Source organism: Pseudonocardia autotrophica (assembly GCF_003945385.1).
Lineage (GTDB): Bacteria > Actinomycetota > Actinomycetes > Mycobacteriales > Pseudonocardiaceae > Pseudonocardia > Pseudonocardia autotrophica.
The window spans coordinates 1,585,972-1,601,915 of sequence record NZ_AP018920.1; the positions used below are offsets into that span (position 1 = coordinate 1,585,972).

The 15,944-nt window shown below is 70.2% G+C and carries 16 protein-coding genes; 7 read left to right on the plus strand and 9 right to left on the minus strand.

Annotated elements, in window-relative coordinates; genetic code table 11:
• Positions 1-100 precede the first annotated feature (100 nt).
• Entirely contained in the window at positions 101-1,645 is a 1,545-nt protein-coding gene (locus Pdca_RS07655) for an MFS transporter (protein WP_085916052.1), read from the minus strand.
• Between the two features lie 77 nt (positions 1,646-1,722).
• On the opposite strand from Pdca_RS07655, the gene Pdca_RS07660 reads away from it, so the two are divergent.
• Positions 1,723-2,310: a TetR/AcrR family transcriptional regulator gene (locus Pdca_RS07660; RefSeq protein WP_085916051.1), complete on the plus strand. Its 588-nt coding sequence runs from the start codon at positions 1,723-1,725 to the stop codon at positions 2,308-2,310.
• 46 nt (positions 2,311-2,356) lie between these two features.
• Here the strand turns inward: Pdca_RS07660 and Pdca_RS07665 are convergent, their stop codons facing one another.
• The 4 genes from Pdca_RS07665 to Pdca_RS07680 all read right to left on the minus strand — a co-directional run bounded on the left by Pdca_RS07665 (position 2,357) and on the right by Pdca_RS07680 (position 5,991).
• Positions 2,357-2,872 carry a GGDEF domain-containing protein gene (locus Pdca_RS07665; protein WP_085916050.1) on the minus strand — a complete coding sequence of 172 codons (516 nt, stop codon included), beginning with the start codon at positions 2,870-2,872 and terminating at the stop codon, positions 2,357-2,359.
• 34 nt (positions 2,873-2,906) lie between these two features.
• Positions 2,907-3,701 carry a transposase family protein gene (locus Pdca_RS07670; protein ID WP_125911222.1) on the minus strand — a complete coding sequence of 265 codons (795 nt, stop codon included), beginning with the start codon at positions 3,699-3,701 and terminating at the stop codon, positions 2,907-2,909.
• 122 nt (positions 3,702-3,823) lie between these two features.
• Complete coding sequence (locus Pdca_RS07675; RefSeq protein ID WP_125911297.1) at positions 3,824-4,522, minus strand: hypothetical protein; 699 nt, start codon at positions 4,520-4,522, stop codon at positions 3,824-3,826.
• A gap of 143 nt (positions 4,523-4,665) precedes the next feature.
• Complete coding sequence (locus Pdca_RS07680) at positions 4,666-5,991, minus strand: ISL3-like element ISPfr2 family transposase (protein ID WP_026197714.1); 1,326 nt, start codon at positions 5,989-5,991, stop codon at positions 4,666-4,668.
• A 1,628-nt stretch (positions 5,992-7,619) separates the two neighbouring features.
• Here Pdca_RS07680 and Pdca_RS36735 point away from each other — a divergent pair.
• Positions 7,620-7,931, plus strand: coding sequence for a CGNR zinc finger domain-containing protein (locus tag Pdca_RS36735; protein ID WP_232021453.1), 312 nt, complete (start codon positions 7,620-7,622; stop codon positions 7,929-7,931).
• A 387-nt stretch (positions 7,932-8,318) separates the two neighbouring features.
• Here the strand turns inward: Pdca_RS36735 and Pdca_RS07690 are convergent, their stop codons facing one another.
• Positions 8,319-9,953, minus strand: coding sequence for a phytoene desaturase family protein (locus Pdca_RS07690; protein WP_085916743.1), 1,635 nt, complete (start codon positions 9,951-9,953; stop codon positions 8,319-8,321).
• 383 nt (positions 9,954-10,336) lie between these two features.
• Between Pdca_RS07690 and Pdca_RS07695 the strand changes: the two genes are divergently transcribed.
• On the plus strand, positions 10,337-10,780 hold the full coding sequence (locus tag Pdca_RS07695) for an ANTAR domain-containing protein (RefSeq protein WP_158092379.1): 444 nt from the start codon (positions 10,337-10,339) through the stop codon (positions 10,778-10,780).
• A gap of 45 nt (positions 10,781-10,825) precedes the next feature.
• Here Pdca_RS07695 and Pdca_RS07700 read toward each other — a convergent pair whose 3' ends face one another.
• A complete protein-coding gene (locus Pdca_RS07700; protein ID WP_197719946.1) occupies positions 10,826-11,968 on the minus strand; it encodes a fatty acid desaturase family protein in 1,143 nt (380 codons plus the stop codon).
• 812 nt (positions 11,969-12,780) lie between these two features.
• Here Pdca_RS07700 and Pdca_RS07705 point away from each other — a divergent pair.
• The 3 genes from Pdca_RS07705 to Pdca_RS35385 all read left to right on the plus strand — a co-directional run bounded on the left by Pdca_RS07705 (position 12,781) and on the right by Pdca_RS35385 (position 14,499).
• On the plus strand, positions 12,781-13,488 hold the full coding sequence (locus Pdca_RS07705) for an STAS domain-containing protein (RefSeq protein ID WP_125911298.1): 708 nt from the start codon (positions 12,781-12,783) through the stop codon (positions 13,486-13,488).
• A 109-nt stretch (positions 13,489-13,597) separates the two neighbouring features.
• Positions 13,598-13,873: a hypothetical protein gene (locus Pdca_RS07710; RefSeq protein WP_085916746.1), complete on the plus strand. Its 276-nt coding sequence runs from the start codon at positions 13,598-13,600 to the stop codon at positions 13,871-13,873.
• A 479-nt stretch (positions 13,874-14,352) separates the two neighbouring features.
• On the plus strand, positions 14,353-14,499 hold the full coding sequence (locus Pdca_RS35385; protein WP_158092380.1) for a hypothetical protein: 147 nt from the start codon (positions 14,353-14,355) through the stop codon (positions 14,497-14,499).
• Between the two features lie 123 nt (positions 14,500-14,622).
• Here Pdca_RS35385 and Pdca_RS07715 read toward each other — a convergent pair whose 3' ends face one another.
• Positions 14,623-15,051, minus strand: coding sequence for a PIN-like domain-containing protein (locus Pdca_RS07715; RefSeq protein WP_085916747.1), 429 nt, complete (start codon positions 15,049-15,051; stop codon positions 14,623-14,625).
• A 4-nt stretch (positions 15,052-15,055) separates the two neighbouring features.
• On the minus strand, positions 15,056-15,742 hold the full coding sequence (locus tag Pdca_RS07720) for a DUF433 domain-containing protein (protein WP_085916748.1): 687 nt from the start codon (positions 15,740-15,742) through the stop codon (positions 15,056-15,058).
• Between the two features lie 75 nt (positions 15,743-15,817).
• Between Pdca_RS07720 and Pdca_RS37475 the strand changes: the two genes are divergently transcribed.
• Positions 15,818-15,943 (plus strand): hypothetical protein, encoded by a 126-nt coding sequence (locus Pdca_RS37475; protein WP_269462847.1) that lies wholly within the window; start codon positions 15,818-15,820, stop codon positions 15,941-15,943.
• Position 15,944 lies beyond the last annotated feature (1 nt).

A 15,944-nucleotide genomic window follows, 5' to 3' on the forward strand; every position in this document is an offset into this window, starting at 1 on the left:
AGGACGTCACCGTGCTCCTGGGCGACCGGGCCCTCGTCCGCCCGGGCGGGGTGCGGCGTCACCACCGCGAGCGGACGGCGGTTGCCGACCGAGGGCGATATCAGTCCGATCGGGTCGCCGCCCCCGTCCGGCCGACGTCGCCGACCGGTGCGGCCGACGAGGACGGGATCGTCCGCCACGCGACGACCGCGGCGGCCAGCGTGACTGCTGCCGCGATCAACGAGGTCGTCTGCATCGCGACGGTGAACGCGGCCCGGGCTCCGTCGAGGACCGGCGATCCGGGGTCCAGCGGGTGTGTACCCGCGGCGAGTGAGTCGGTGACCGCGGCCCGGTGTTCGGCGGAGAGGTCCGCGGGCAGGTCCAGCCAGCCGCGGTACACCAGCGACACCACCGACCCCAGGACGGCGACGCCCATCGCCACGCCCAGTTCCAGCGCCGTCTCCGAGATCGCGGAGGCCGCACCGGCCCGGCGGGGCGGAACCGAGGACACCACCGCGTCGGTGGTCAGCGTCTGGGCCAGCCCGACGCCGAGACCGAGCGGTATCAGGGCGAGTGCGAGCCAGAGGTAGCTGCTGAATCCCTCGGCCACGGCCACCGCGGCCAGTCCGGCGGACACCAGCAGCAGGCTCGTCGCGATCGCCCGGCCCAGGCCGAGCCGCCGCGACAACCAGCCGACGACCGCGACGACGGCGACGGCCGACAACGTCGTCGGCAGTTCCCCGAGGCCCGCCTGCAACGGGCTGAACCCACGGACGAGCTGCAGGTACTGGGAGAAGAAGAACAGCGTCCCGATCAGCGCGAAGACCGCCATGAACCCGGCGAACACCGCCCCGCTGAAGGCGGGACGCGCGAACAGCGACACGTCGATCAGCGGCACCGTCAGCCGGCGCTGGCGGCGGACGAACACCACGCCCATCACGGCACCGGCGAGCAGTGCCGCGAGGCCGAGGACGTCGACACCCGCGGATACCGTGTGCTTGATCGCCCAGACGACCGGCACGATCGCGGTCATCGACAGCAACGCCGACACCGGGTCGAAGGGGCCCGGCGCGGGATCGCGGGACTCCGGGAGCAGCCAGGCACCGAAGACGATCAGCAACACCATGATCGGCACGTTGATCAGGAACACCGCTCCCCAGGAGAAGTGCTCCAGGAGCGCACCGCCGACCAGTGGCCCGACCGCCGCGCCACCGCTCGCCGCGGCGGCCCACACCGCGATCGCCCTGGTCCGCTCCGCCGGATCGGTGAAGATCGTGCGGATCAGCGACAGCGTCGAGGGCATCAGCGTCGCCGCGGCGACGCCGAGCAGTAGCCGGGCGGCGATCAGCATCGTGGGGCTGGTCGACAGCGCCGCGAACAGCGACGCGGCACCGAACGCGGCAGCCCCGAGCAGCAGCAGCCGCTTGCGGCCGACCCGGTCGGCCAGCGAGCCCGCCACGATCAGCAGACCAGCCAGTGCCAGCGAGTAGACGTCGCCGATCCAGAGGATCTCGTTCGCCGTCGGCGCGAGATCCGCGGTGAGGGACGGAACGGCGAGGTAGAGCACGGTGTTGTCGACCGCCAGCACCAGCACGGCGAGCGACAGCACGGCCAGGGCCGCCCACCGGCGGGGCGGCGAGAGCGCGTCGGCGGCAACGGACGTCATGCTGAAACTATACCGACTAGTCGGTGAAGTTTCGACGTGGTTGTCGCCTCACCCGCCCGGGGGGAGAGGATGCATCCATGGGTCGCACGACCGGACGGTCCCCGGAGGACACCCGCAGGCTGGTGCTGCAGGCGGCCGGCGCCGCCATCCGCCGGCACGGTGTCGGCGCGACCCTCGATCTCATCGCCCGCGAGGCCGGGGTCTCCAAGGGCGGACTCGTCTACCACTTCGCGAGTAAGGAGGCGCTGCTCGTCGCACTCGCCCAGGGGGAACTCGACGCGTTCGACGACGCCGTCCGTGCGCACCTCGAGGGAGCCGACGGCACGCCGGGCCGGCTCGTGCGGGCCTACGTGCGGGCGAGTCTGGCGCCCGTCGACGAGGGTGAGGCGCTCGCCCGGTTCACGCTGATCGCGCAGCTCCTCGCGGTGCCGGCGGTACTCGACCTCGCCCGCGCCGACGACCGTCGCTGGCAGGCCGCGCTGAGTGCCGACGGGGTGCCGGAGGCCGCCCGGACCCTCGTGCTCGCCGCCGCCGACGGTATCGGCGGCCGGCCGTTGTGGGCCGCGGACCTGTTGCCGCCGGTGCGGGAGCGGCTGGAGGCCGATCTGCTGGAGATGGTCGACGCGGCCCTCGGTTCGGATACCGCGACGGCTGCTCGGGACTGACGACCGCTCGGCGATGCCGGGCCGTGTGCGCGGGCCCGGCCGTTGATCATCCCGGCGAGGTGGGGCTCCGGTGCTCGGCCTCGCCTTCGTGGACCTCGACCCGGTTGCGTCCGGCTCGCTTCGCGACGTAGAGCGCCTCGTCGGCCCGGGCCAGCAGATCGGGCAACGCCGCAGCGCCCGGTGAGCACCAGGAGACCCCGATCGACACGCTCAGCCCGCGCAGCGGCTGGGAGCCCGAGTCACCGGACACCTGCACCTCCAGTGCCCGGACCCGGCGTCGGATCCGCTCAGCGGCGTCGCGTGCCGCGGCGACGCACGACGGAGGACGTCCCCGCAGGCCGCCGAGGAAGACCAGGAACTCCTCGCCGCCGAACCGTCCGGCGACGTCGCGGTCACGGATTTCGGCGGTCACCGCGGCGCCGACAGCGCGCAGCACCTCGTCACCCGCGAGATGCCCGTGCTCGTCATTGACCCTCTTGAAATGGTCGAGATCCAGCACCAGAACCGCGGACGACGTCACATCACGGCGTGCCAGATCGAGCTCGCGTTCGACTCGGCTCATCCATGTGTCACAGTGAACGCTTTCCAACTTGATCTCAGCGAGCCTGGATCAGGACCATCACGGCCTGGACCAGTGCGGTTGCTCGCTTCGGGCAGCTGCGGATCTTGCGGAGCACCTGCCACGACTTGAGCTGGGCGTTGGCTCGTTCTCCGGGACCGCGCTGGCGTGCGTGCGCGACGTTGACCTGCTTCTGCGCCTGCGACAGCGGTCGGTAGCGGCCGGTGTCTGGGTCGAGGCGGCGACGACGCTGTGGGACCCGGATCGCCGGACCGCCGCCTTGGTAGGCGGTGTCGGCGACGACCTGGATCGCGTGCTCGGACAGGGCGTCGATCAGACCGTGTTCGCGGGCTGCGCCCATGTCGTGGCGGGCACCGGGCAGCGCGGGTGATGCCCACACCAGTCGACCGGCCGGGTCGGCGAGGACCTGCACGTTCACGCCGTGGCGCTTGTGTTTCCCGGAGTAGAACGCCCGGTCGTAGCCCGATCCCATGCCGACCCGGTCGATCGCCAGCAGCGTGCCGTCGAGGATCACGAACGCCTTACGTCGGGCCACGCCGAGCGCCTCGTCCAGCGATGGTGCCGCCGCGGCGAGGACGTCGACGCCTTCGCGGACGTAGCGGAACACCGTCGTGGTGCCGATCCCGAAGCCGCAGGCCAGAGCGGTGTAGGTCTCGCCCTTGTTCAGGTACGCGAGCACCAGCAGGGCCTGTTGCCCGGGCGGGAGTCGGCGCCACCTACTGCCGAGGTTCTTGCGGTGTCGGCGTAGTGCGTCGGAGAGGGTGTGCAGGGCGCGGTTGGACACGGGCATCGACGAGGGGTAGACAAGCACCCTGAAGCTCCTGGTTGGGACGGGTTGATCTAGGCAATCACCCATCTACCAGGAGCTTCACCTACTTCAGTGACACCACGCCGCAGGCCGACCGACCTCATGATCACCAGGTTGGAAAACGTTCAGTTGAGCAGGCCTGTCTTCGTGTCGGTCTGGACCCGTTCCTTCAGCTCGCGGACCAGCGTCGTGCGTTCGAGGACCAGGAGCACGACGAACACCAGCGGGATCACGAATCCGGCCGAGGGCAGAATCGCCGCGGCGACGATGGCTCCGAGGCTGAGCGTCGCCAGCTCCAGTTCGAGATCGCCCCCGCGCAGGATGGCCATGAAACGGCTTCCGGGCTGCGACAGCCGAATCGCCAGAACGACCAGTATCGTGTTCGTCGCCGCGTACACGACGACGCAGGCGACGATCACCGCAGCGCCGAATGTCGAAGCGTAGTTGCCGTCCAGCCCGGTGGCCCAGCGGACGGCGCTGACCGCACCCATCGCCAAGACGACCGTCGCTCCGGAATAGCCCTCGCGGTAGGACGGGACACCTGAGGGCCGACAAACCCGCCAGTAGAGGTGCGAGTAGCTGATGATCAGCAGGCCGATCGCCAGCGGCAACGGTAACGCGAGGGCCGCCGCGAATGTCCACACGGAGCTGAGATCGCAGTACCGGGTTTCGGCGACGGTGCGGCGCACGCGCTCGGCGTGCAGCGACAACTCGACATGAACAATGAACGACACGGTGAGGGCCGCCGCCACGATCAGCTCGCCACCCGTCGCAGGGGTGAGCACGAGGCCGGCGATCGATGCGGCAACGACGACCAGCGCCAAAAGATCAACAATGAGGACGAGTGCTCGAACCCGGCGGGGTACACCCCACAGGGTCCACGCCTTCACCGGGTCGCCCAGGACGCCGTCGGCGTTGCGCGACCTGAGTCACCGCAATGCTCGGACAAGGGCCACCCTTTGATGGCTCATCCCAATCGGGGGTGTAGGAGTTGGGGTCTGAAGCCGCCGGTCTCGAGCAGGCTTCGGGCGATGTAGTTGGTCAGGTTGCGGAACCCGAGTGCGGAGCCGCGCAGGTGTTCGAGCCGTCCGTTGAGCGCCTCGGTCGGCCCGTTGCTGGTGCCGGGTCGTTCGAAGTAGGCGAGCACGTCGGCGGCTCGCTTCTTCAGGGTCCGGCCCAGGGTGGTGAGCTCGGTGAGCACCTTGGGGACGCCGGCGCTGAGGTCGGTGATCAGCTTCTCCATGAGCTCGCGGCCACGTTGCCGGTCCTCGTGGCGATAGGCGGCGATCATGCGCTGGTAGACACCCCAGGTCGCCTCGACCTCGACGTGAGCGTCATCAACGAACAGCGCGCGTAGCCTGTCGCTCTGCTTGTCGGTGAGCAGGTCCGCGCCGGTGTGCAGCGTGCGCCGCGACTTGTAGAGCGGGTCGTCCCTGAACCCACGGTGCCCGTGGATCGCGAGTTGGACCCGGCGCCGGCACCTGTCGAGGGCGTCACCGGCCAGGCGCACGACGTGGAAGGGATCCATCACCGTGACCGCGTCCGGGATCTCCTCCGCAGCGGCGGTCTTGAACCCGGTGAAGCCGTCCATCGCGACCACCTCGACCGCGTCACGGAAGGCGTCGTCGCGGTCGGCGAGCCAGGTCTTGAACGCCGCCTTCGACCGGCCCTCGACCATGTCCAGCAGCCTTGCTGGGCCGGCGCCATCGCGGACCGGGGTGAGGTCGATGATCACGGTGACGTACTTGTCGCCACGCCTGGTGTGGCGCCAGACGTGCTCATCGACGCCAATGACCTTCACGCCCTCGAACCGCGTGGGGTCGTTGATCAGCAGCCGATTGCCTTCGGCCAGGACCGCGTTGTTGGCGGTGTCCCACGCGACCCCGAGTCCCTCGGCGACACGGGCGACGGTGAGGTGTGCGACCACGATCCCTTCCAGCGCCCACCGCAACCCGGTGCGCGAGAGCTTCGCGCGTGGCTCCGCCGCGGCGCTGGTGTCTTGGCGCCACACGTGTCCGCAGTCGGCACAGCGGTAGCGGCGCACTACAACTTCCAGCACGGTCGGTCGCCAGCCCAGCGGCTCGTGGGCCAACCGCCGGATCACGGTGTCACGAGCAGCGCCTTCGCTGCCGCACCGTCGGCAAGACTGATCTGGTTCCACCACGCGGCACGCGAGGACCGCACGATCCGGTTCAAGTCGTTGCCCGGTCACGCTCAGACCGAGGCCGTCGAGTCGAGCGAAGGCGGTCAGGTCAGGGCGGCCGAAGCCGGCCGGCGGGGTAGCGTCGGACACGTCGAGGTCTTTCGGATGGATGGCGTAGGAACCTCCATCGTCGGGAGACCTCGACGTCTATCTGCGGACCGACGCGCCGACCTACACCCTCATCTGGGAAGAGCCCCTTTGATCGACTTCTTCTGCATCGAGCATACGTGTCTGCCCAGGTCAATCCGCCGTTCCCCCGTCAGAGTGGTGACCGCGAACCGCCGGCACCGATCATGACCGCACAATCATGATCAACATGGTCGATGACGTGGGGGTTCACACTGCCCTACCCTCCAGGTAGAGATGTCACGGAGTGCATGCGTCGTGACACCTCGAGTGATCGGGGCTCCGTGGGATCTGAACGTCACGAACTGTTGCCTGCGGCCGCCGCTGTCTCTGCCGGTGCACGTTCGCGTGGGCGGAGTCTGTACACGAAATCCGGAAGGGGCGTCGTCGGTAACCATCCTGCGGTGATCACGATGGAAGCCCGAAGCGGTTTCGCGTGGCGATCCGCTACGTTCCGAACATGCAGACCACTCGAACGAGGAGGAATGCGATGCGTAACCGGCACTGGTGAGTGCAGACGCCACCTGCACCGGCGATCACATATGACAGGGAGGTTGACGTGCGTAACTGGCACTGGTGAGTACCGGCAGTCCTGCACATCCGCGACCACACGCTACGAGGAGGCCGACGTGCGCAACTGGCACTGGTGACACCGCAGATGGAAGCCGATCCCGCTACACGAGCCCGAGAGGACGACACAATGCGCAACTGGCACTGGTGAATCCCTGCCGAAACTCATTCCCGGAAGCGCACACCGTAGGGAGGTCGACGTGCGTAACTGGCGCTGGTGACATCGGCAACCGGAACCGTTCCCGCTACACGAGCCCGGAGGACAGCGTAATGCGTAACTGGCACTGGTGAATTCCGATGGCCCTCACATCTGCGACTACACGCTACGAGGAGGTCGACGTGCGCAACTGGCACTGGTGACACCGCCGACAAGGCCGATCCCGCTACACGAATCCGGAAGGACAGCCCACTGCGTAACTGGCACCGGTGAACAGAGTGGTCGGCCACCCGGCACGGCAGTGTCGAGCAACAACCGAACGGCAGTGTCGAGCAACAACCGAACGGCAGTGTCGAGCAACAACCGAACGGCAGAGTCGAGCAACAACCGAACGGCAGCACGGCAGTGGCTCCGCGCCGACCGCACACCGACCGTCGGAACGAAGGAGAAGAACATGCGTAACTGGCACTGGTGACAGGCAAGGTCTTTCACATGACGGGAAGTGAGCGATCCGCGCCTCATCGCAGAGAATCTGGGCATGTCCTGACCTCTGCGGGGAGGGGCGCGGCGCTCGCACCCGGTCCGGGCCGGGATCGGGTGGCCGCGACGCGACGGCGCACCGGCTCGTGTCGATCGCGGCGTCACCGGCCCAGCGGATTCGACGCCGACGTCACCCGGCGATGTCGGTGCCCTGTGCCCGCTCCAACGCCCTGTCGGTCGGCATGATGGTCGTCGGTCGCCGGTGGGAGGACACGACCGTGCTGGCGGCCTCGCACGCGTTCGAGCAGACCGGCGTCTACGGCGACGTCGTCACCGGGACCCCGGTGACCGCGGCGAGCCGAGCCGGGCCGGCACCGTCCGGTGGGTGTGCGTGCCACCCGGCTGTACCGCCGAGCCAGGCCGGCCGGGTGGCGCGCTCTCGGTCACGGGTACCGGTGTCGACGCGGCACCCGACGGTGCCGCTTCCGACCGGTACGCCGCACGGATCCTGCTCGCCGTGCACACGGCCGTCGGGATCGGGCGGATCCGCAGGCTGAATCTGTGCGCGAACGACGACTGCCGGTGGGCGTTCTGGGACGCGTCCCGGCCCGGGACGGGCCGATGGTGCTCGATGCAGGTGTGCGGCGGGCAGCACAAGGCTCGGGAGTACCGCAGGCGGAATCGGACGACATCGTGAGCACGGCCGGGTCCCGCGTCCTGTGGGGCACGGCAGCGGTGGTGGCATCCTGCGCGGCGATCCAGCTGTCCGCTGCCGCGACCGCGCCGCCGGCGACGCGCTCGCGCTGTAGACCCTGTCGAGCCGAGCCGTGGGCCGCGGCGGCGCCGACCTCCTGGCCCCCTGAGCGTCGCCGGGTCGGCGGTGCTGCTGAGCCCGTTCTCCCCGGTGGCGCCGCCGTCCCCGGCCGGCGCGAGCGTGTGGATCCTGCTGATCTCGGGGTGATCGGGGTCGCCGGGGCGTTCTGGCCGGACTTCTGCGCGCTACGCCTCATCGGCAGTCACGCGGTCAGCGCGCTCTTCTCCCTCGATCCGGCGATCGGCGGGGGCCGGCGCGCGGATCGCCCGCTCAGCGGCGACCGTCATCGGGGCCGTCGGCGTAGATCCGGCGGTGCAGCCGGCGCACCAGCCCGCGGTAGAGGCCGCCGGTGATCCCGTCGGCTGCCAGCGCGGCACGGGCGGCGTTGGCTCCGGGGCCACCGTGTACCGCCCCGCCCGGGTGCGCCGAGGCCCCGGCCAGGAACAGGCGGTCGACCGGCGTGTCCGCCCGGCCCAATCCCGGCACCGGACGGAAGAACAGCTGCTGGTGCACGGCCTGCGTGCCGCCGCCGATCGCGCCGTCGACGAGGCTGGGATCGCGGGCCTGCAGGTCGGCCGGGCCGCTCACCGCCCGGGCGCGGATCAGGTCACGGAAACCGGGTGCGTTGCGCTCCACGGTGTCCTCGATGCGGCGGGCGTAACCGAGCACCTCGTCCCGCGTCCAGCCGAGCCCCCGCGGGATGTGCGTGTAGGCCCATGCGGACTCGGTCCCGGGCGGGGAGCGGGTGGGGTCCGCGGTCGTCATCTGACCGAGGAGCAGGAACCGGTCCTCCGGCACCCGGCCGGCACCGAGATCGGCGGTGTAGCGGCGCATCCCGTCGAGGTCCGCGCCGAGGTGCACGGTGCCGGCCCCGGCGACCTCACCGGCCGTCCACGGAATCGGGCCCGACAGCGCCCAGTCCAGCTTGACGGTCGAGAAGTCCCAGCTGAAGCGGTCCAGGTCGGTCACGAACCGTGGCGGCAGGTGCTCCTCCCCGACCAGGTCGCGGTAGAGCACCGGGGCGGCGACGGCGGCCAGCACCGCCCGCCGCGCGGTGATCGGCCCACCCTGCTCGTCACGGACGCCCACGGCGCGGCCGCCCCGCACCAGCACCTCGCGTACCCCCCGCCCGCAGCTCACCCGTCCGCCACGGTGGACGAGCCGGTCCATCAGCGCGGCCGTGATCATCCCCGCCCCGCCCTCGGGCACCGGGAACCCGACGTCCTGGCCCAGCATCGAGAGCAGCCATCCGAACGCCGCGCTGCCCGCGATGTCCGGCCCGAGATCGGTGTGCAGGGCGTTGCCGAACAACAGCAACCGTGCGCCGTCCCCGCCGAACCGCTCCTCGGCGAAGGCACGGACGGGCTGCATCAGAGTGCGGGCCAGGCGCATCCCGTCGGCGACGCCGAGCGTGCGCGTAAGCCGGGCCCCGGCCCGGACGGGTGGGAACGGCCGCAGCACGGTCTCGAGCAGGTCCGGCCCGATCCGCGACCACTCCCGGGCCATCGCGCTCCAGGTCCGGCCGTCGCCGGGCGCGAACGCGTCCAGCCGGGCCGCGGTCCGCTCGACATCGCGGTGCAGCACCACGCTGCGGTCGTCCGGCGTGACGTGGGCGAGCACCGCGGGCGCGTGCCGCCAGCGCAGGCCGTGCGCGCCGAGGTCGAGCTCGCGCAGCACCGGCGAGGCCGCGCCGAGCGGATAGAAGGCACTGGCCAGGTCGTTCACGAACCCGGCCTCGGTGATCTCGGCGCTGCGTACGGCACCGCCCGGTTCGGGCGCCGCCTCCAGCACCAGCACGTCCCAGCCCGCGTCGGCGAGCAGGTTCGCCGCGACCAGCCCGTTGTGCCCGGCGCCGATCACGACGACGTCGGCGTACTCGGCACCCTGCCCGGGATGAGCGACCACGTCGGAGGAGGTACCCGTTTCGGCACCGTCCACACCGGCCGCCGGCGGGATTCACCCACGCTGGGGGTCACCCCGTCCGGTCGGCTGCGCGGGACCGGTTCGAGACCACCGCGGACAGCCCGCGCGATCGACTCCACGTTGCGGGGATGCAGGCCGATGTCCTGCAGCGGCCCCGGTACCAGCGCGCCGGCGACGGCGTTCTCGGTCAGCGTGACGGTCGTTCCAGCCGTCGAGGGCGACGGGTCGAGCAGTACTCGGGCCTCACCGGTGGGCCGGGCGCGTGTGCGCAGCACGATCCGCTGGTCCCAGGATCGCGTGGGCGAACGAACCCTCCGCGCCCGCGAGCTCCGCCGGGAGGCAACCCGCGTGCTCGGACTCGCCCGATGAGCGCCGGCGCGACCGCAGAGGCCCTCGTCTCGGATCAGCCGGGTCAGCATGTTGATCACCTGTGCCTGGATGGAGACGTCGAGAGTGCGCTGGCCGGGACGCTCAGGCCGGAGCCGAAGCCCGAGCCGGACCTGGCGCTGGGCCAGGCGCTGGCGGACGTGGCGACGATCGCGATCCTGTCCGAGCGCGAGATCCACCGCAGCGAGGTGGTCATCGGGCAGCTGCAGCACGCCCTGCAGAGCCGGGTGATCATCGAGCTGGCCGAGGGCATCGTCGCCAACCGGCTCGATGTGGACATGGCGACCGCGTTCGAGATGCTGCGCACGCACTCCCGGCGGAACAACGAGCGCCTGAGCACGGTGGCCGGTCAGATCGTCGAGGGTCGCCGCGACCTGTCCATCCTGGCGCCGGAGTCCGGGCACGGTCGCGCAGGGGCGTGACCAGCGTGGTCAAGAGGGCGCCGGCGGAGCGGCGCCCGGCCGCGATCAGGCTCGGTAGCGGCGCACCAGCGGGCACTGGAACGGGTCGCGCTCGGCGAGGCCGACGGCGTTGAGGTAGCGCACGACGATCCCGTAGGAGCGGATCAGGCTCGTCTCGGTGTAGGGGATGCCGTGCTCGGCGCAGTAGGCCCGGACCAGCGGCGCGGCCCGGGCGAGGTTCGGCCGCGGCATGCTGGGGAACAGGTGGTGCTCGATCTGCCGGTTCAGTCCGCCCATCATGAACTCGACCAGCCGGCCGCCGGAGATGTTGCGGGACATCACGACCTGACGGTGCAGGAAGTCCACCTCCATCGTGGCCGGCACGATGGGCATCCCCTTGTGGTTCGGTGCGAACGAGCCACCGAGCAGCACCCCGAACACCGCCAGGTGCAGACCGGCTGCCGCGGCGGCCTTGCCGACCGGCAGCAACGACAGCAGCAGCGCCGCGTACCCGCCGAGGCGGATCGCGATGAACGTCAGCTCCAGCCACCGATGGGTGCGTGTCCTGTCCCGCAGCAGCGTCTGCACACTGACGACGTGCAGGGCCACCCCCTCCAGGGTGAGCAGCGGGAAGAACGCCCATCCCTGACGGCGGGTGAGCCACGCCGCGAGGCCGGTACGGGGTGCGGCGGCGGCCGGGGTGAAAGCCAGCACGCCCGGCCCGATGTCGGGATCGCGTTCCTCCTGGTTGGGGCTGCGGTGGTGGGCGTTGTGCTTGCCCATCCACCAGGTGTAGCTCAGCCCGGTGAACAGGCCGGCCACCACCCGAGCGGACCACACGTTGGCCCGTGCCGAGTTGAACACCTGGCGGTGCGCGAGGTCGTGGCCCAGGAAGCCGAACTGGGTACTGACGACCCCGAGTACAGCCGCCGGGACCAGCTGCCACCACGAGTCCCCGATGAGCACCACCGATGCCATCACCGCCACGAACGCGGCGATCGTGGCGGCCGCCCGGATCCCGTAGTAGCCGTGACGACGCCGCAGCAGCCCGTGCTCGTCGACGGCGTGGACCAGCGCGACGTAGCCGTTGACGTGGCGTTGCTGCGCCGGGCGGTCCTCGGGGATCGGAGGCTCGGCGCCGGTGCCGGGTGACCGACCTGTGTCCACGGCCGGTGTCGAGGCGCTCGGGGTCGGTCCGGGACTGGTCACGCCGGGGTCCCTTTCAGGTCGGGGCACGGGTGAGTGCTCATTATCCAGGTAGCGGCCGGTGCGCGGACCGATCCGCAGCGGACACCCGTGGATCCCGGTTCGGCGTCGAGCACGATCACGAGCGGGTCTTCTCCCACGGGGCGTCGAGGAGCTGGGCCGGGTCGGCGGCGTCGGACCCGGTGCCCCGAAGGGGTACCGCGGGGGCCGCGTCCAGGGCGGTCAGCACGGCTGCGACGCCGAGATGGCGGGCCGAGTGATCGGCGGGCCGGATCAGAGTGCTGGGCCGGTGCAGGCGCGGGGAAATCCCGGCAAGGGCGTAGACGTGTTCGCCGGCGGGTGGGTGTGGCCAGCTGTGTGAGCCCGTGTGCGCTGCAGAAACTCAGTCCGGCCAGGTCGACTACCACGGGCCCGGGGGTGTGCTCCAGTGCCGTGCCGGCGTGTTCGCCGCGGCATCCTGGGTGTTCGCGTCGAGCTCTCCGGTCATCGACAGGACGGTGATCGGTGGCCCCGGCCCGGCCAGGGAATTCAGACGGCACGACAGCCGGGACCCGCCGCCCGCGGGACGCCGGAGGGCGCAGGCGCAGCAGGGGTGGACGGCATCGGAGACCTCTTCCAGCAGACAGTGGACTCGGTCGCCGGGGGCATGAGCGAACGTTGTCATCGAGGCTACGCGTCGGCCGGGGGTGTCAACAAACGTCTCCGGCCGCGGGCGGGGCCGGGACCTCGCCCGGTGGCCGGTCTCCGAACGTGCTGTCTCCTGGGCCCGGCCGTCGGATGCACTGTCTCCGGATACCCCGTTGTGGCTACGCCCCGTGAACACGCGCGCGACGTATTCTTCGCGCGCCGTGCGCGGTCGCAATATCGTGTGGAAATCGGTACTGTGCGAACTGCCAGTTGCCTCGGACCCGGTGACCTACCCAAGAGATGAGCAGGTGAGGTCCAGCATCGTGGTCGATCCCAGGCATCAGGAGATTCCTGTTCCACCGCGCGGCGAACTGACGGCCGCTGATTTCGGCATGGGGCGTCCCGGTTCGGGCCGTCCCGGCGCCGACACCGGTTTCGCGATCGTCGGCGGCGACACGGACGGATTCGAGTGCATGCTCGACACGGTGCCGATCGACCGGCGAACCCCGGGCACGATCGTCGTACTGCGGATGACCGGCAAGATCGACTCGGGTACCCAGCGCGAGATGCAGTCGTCGCTGTGTGCCGGATTGCGCGCCCGGCCCCGTCACCTGCTGATCGATCTGTCGGGGGTCACGTTCTGCGGGGTGCGCGCGTTCGGCCTGCTCGAGCAGGGCGTCCGCATCGCCGCCGAGGGCCGGATCGGCTACGCGCTGTGCGGGTGCTCCCCGCATCCGGAACGTGTCGCCATGACCCTGTGGGGCAGCGCCGGGCCGGGCAGGCACCGCAGTGTCGCCGCAGCCGTCGCCACGATCCGGGCAGCCCGTGCGCTGCAGGATCGATCGACGAGCAGCGCGATGGAGGGCAGTTCCGGGGGCCGGCCCCCGACAATGTGACACACCTATGTCATCGGCGAGGCGGCATCGATGATGTCGCCACACCGCTGAAGCGAAAAAGAAGATCGGGTTTCGTTCATGCTCCGGCGACCCGAGAAGGAGTTTGTCGATGCCTCGTTATCACGTCACCGTCGGAATTCTCGAATGTTCTATCAGCGAAGCCGATCTCGGCGGGATTCAGCAGGACCCGCCCGGCTGGCTGATCACCGAGCGTAGCCGATGGCGTTCGGGTGTCCGACTCGATCTGGAAGGCCGCGCGAACGACCCGAGTGCCGCCGAGCGCGGTGCCCGGGCCGAGGTCGCTGTCTGGCTCGGCCGGCAGGGGATCGACGGTGACGTGGCGGTGTCCCGCACTCGGCGCGAGCTCGCCGATCACGATCACTGAGGTGCGGGGAGGGGAGTCGCGGTGGCCACGAGCTGCTCGTCCCCATTGCCGGGGAGCTCAACGGCGTCGTCGCCGTGACCGCGATCCCGCTGTCGGCGGCCGTCAGGACACCGGTGACGTCGGGCGGCCGATCTACCCGGGTATCGCAGGCATGGTGCGGTCGGCGCGTCCGGAGGGGACGACGCTCTCCCACGCCTCGGCGAGTGTCGGCAGCATCGGACAGCGTCCCCGTCGACTGCACGAAGGGGGATCGCAGATGTTTCAGAAAGGCTCCGCCGACCCCGAACCGGGGCCGGACGCCAACGCGACTCCGCGTCGCGCAGCGGCGATCACCAGATCCTGGGAACACGGCCGGTTGAGCTCGATCCAGAGGCTGAGACCTCCGGTTGGGGTTGAGAAACGCCGGGCCTGAGGACGGTGCCGGATGAGCCCGATCAAGTGATCCCGGCGTCCTGATCTCGCACAACGACTCGTCGGCGATGGAGACCGTCTGGGACCTCGCCGGCACGTCGGCGACGACGGCCCGTTGCTCATCGGCGACGACGATCCCGGTCGGCCTCGCGGTGCTGTACGACGCTCTCGACCAGACTGTTTGCCATGAACTGGCGAAGGAGCGGTGTACCTGACGCCGCAACTGTCTGTAGGCGATAAGTGTGTCCGAGGACCGAGTTGAACCATAACCCCACCGTCGTGCACCGCGCTGACCTGCAGCTTCGTGAGGTCGGCACGAGGTGAGTAACACGAAGGTGTCAGGATGGTTGTCGGTCGGTGCCACAGGTGTCGAAGACCCGAACACCGGTGCGGGTGACGCTGGCGAGCCAGGGCGCAGGCTGCTCGATCACGAGGCTCTCGATGTCGTCCCAGTACCGCAGCCACAGCCGAAGCTGGGAGAACAGGTCGAGGCTGCCGCCACTGGTGAGGAAGCAGGCGCGGACGCCGTGATCGAGCAGGGTCTGGCGTTCGAGGGGTCGGCTGCGGATGCGTTTGTCGCGGGTGAGGACCACGAGGCCGGCTCGTCCGACGATCGGCAGCCATGCGGTGTCGGCGGCGCCGGCAGGGACAGGCCCATCGGGTGCTCCGGGCCAGGTGATGTCGCCCCGGACGTAGGCGAGTGCCTTGGCGACTCCGAGGCTGTTCTCGTCGACGAACCAGCGCGAGGACTGTGGGGCTGCGGGCACGTGGTCAGGCGACGCGGTCGTGCTCGTATCGAACCGCGGCGTCGACATCGTTTACGCCGATGTCGTATACCTCTGCGACCCGTTCGCGGGATTCGCCGGCGGCGACGAGTTCGGCGACCGTCTCGGTGCGGGCACCGCTGGTCAGGGTGGGTTCACCGAAGCCGTGGTCGGGGTCGAGGACGACGGGGACGCCGCGACCGAGGGGAAAGAGGCGGCGGGCGTCGCGGGTGCCGTCGTCGTCGAAGTCGACCTTCTCCAGGAACGCCTCCGCGGCGTCGGTGAGCTGCAGCGTGCCGTCGCGGCCGAGGACGACGATGTTGAGAGAAGGGTCGAGCCCGACCTGCTTCTGCACCTTGAGTGCGAGGCTTCGGCCCGACGTGTAGGGCTTGAGGGTCGCGAGCGGGTAGCGGACGCCGAGTTCCTCGCGCAGGATCGCGATGGCCGGGCGGAGGTACTGGAGGGTGACCTGCTTGGCGCGGTACTCGCGCAGGTAGCCGGCTTCGACGAACTCGCCCCAAGTCACGATGTCGTCGCCGGTGGATTCCTCCCGGATGACCGGGGCGTAGGTGGTGCCGGAGCGCTGGTAGCCGTCGATCCAGCGGCGCAGCGCGTCGGTGCGCAGGCCGAGCAGGCGCGCGGCCTGGCTCATGCCGTAGACCCGGCGCTCCAGCGGCAGCACGGACGGAGTCATGTCGACAGTGTGCCCTGATCGACACGCCGGCCACCAGCGGACTTCGGTCGCGGACGTTCTGGCTACCGTTGAGGGGTGATCGGGTGCGAGTGCATCGAGTTCGCGGCGATGGATCAGCGGCTGGGTGCCTGCGAGCTCGGCGCGTTGCGCGGTCTGTTGACATGGGCGCACGTCGAGCGGCCTGGGTACGCCAGGCCGTGAC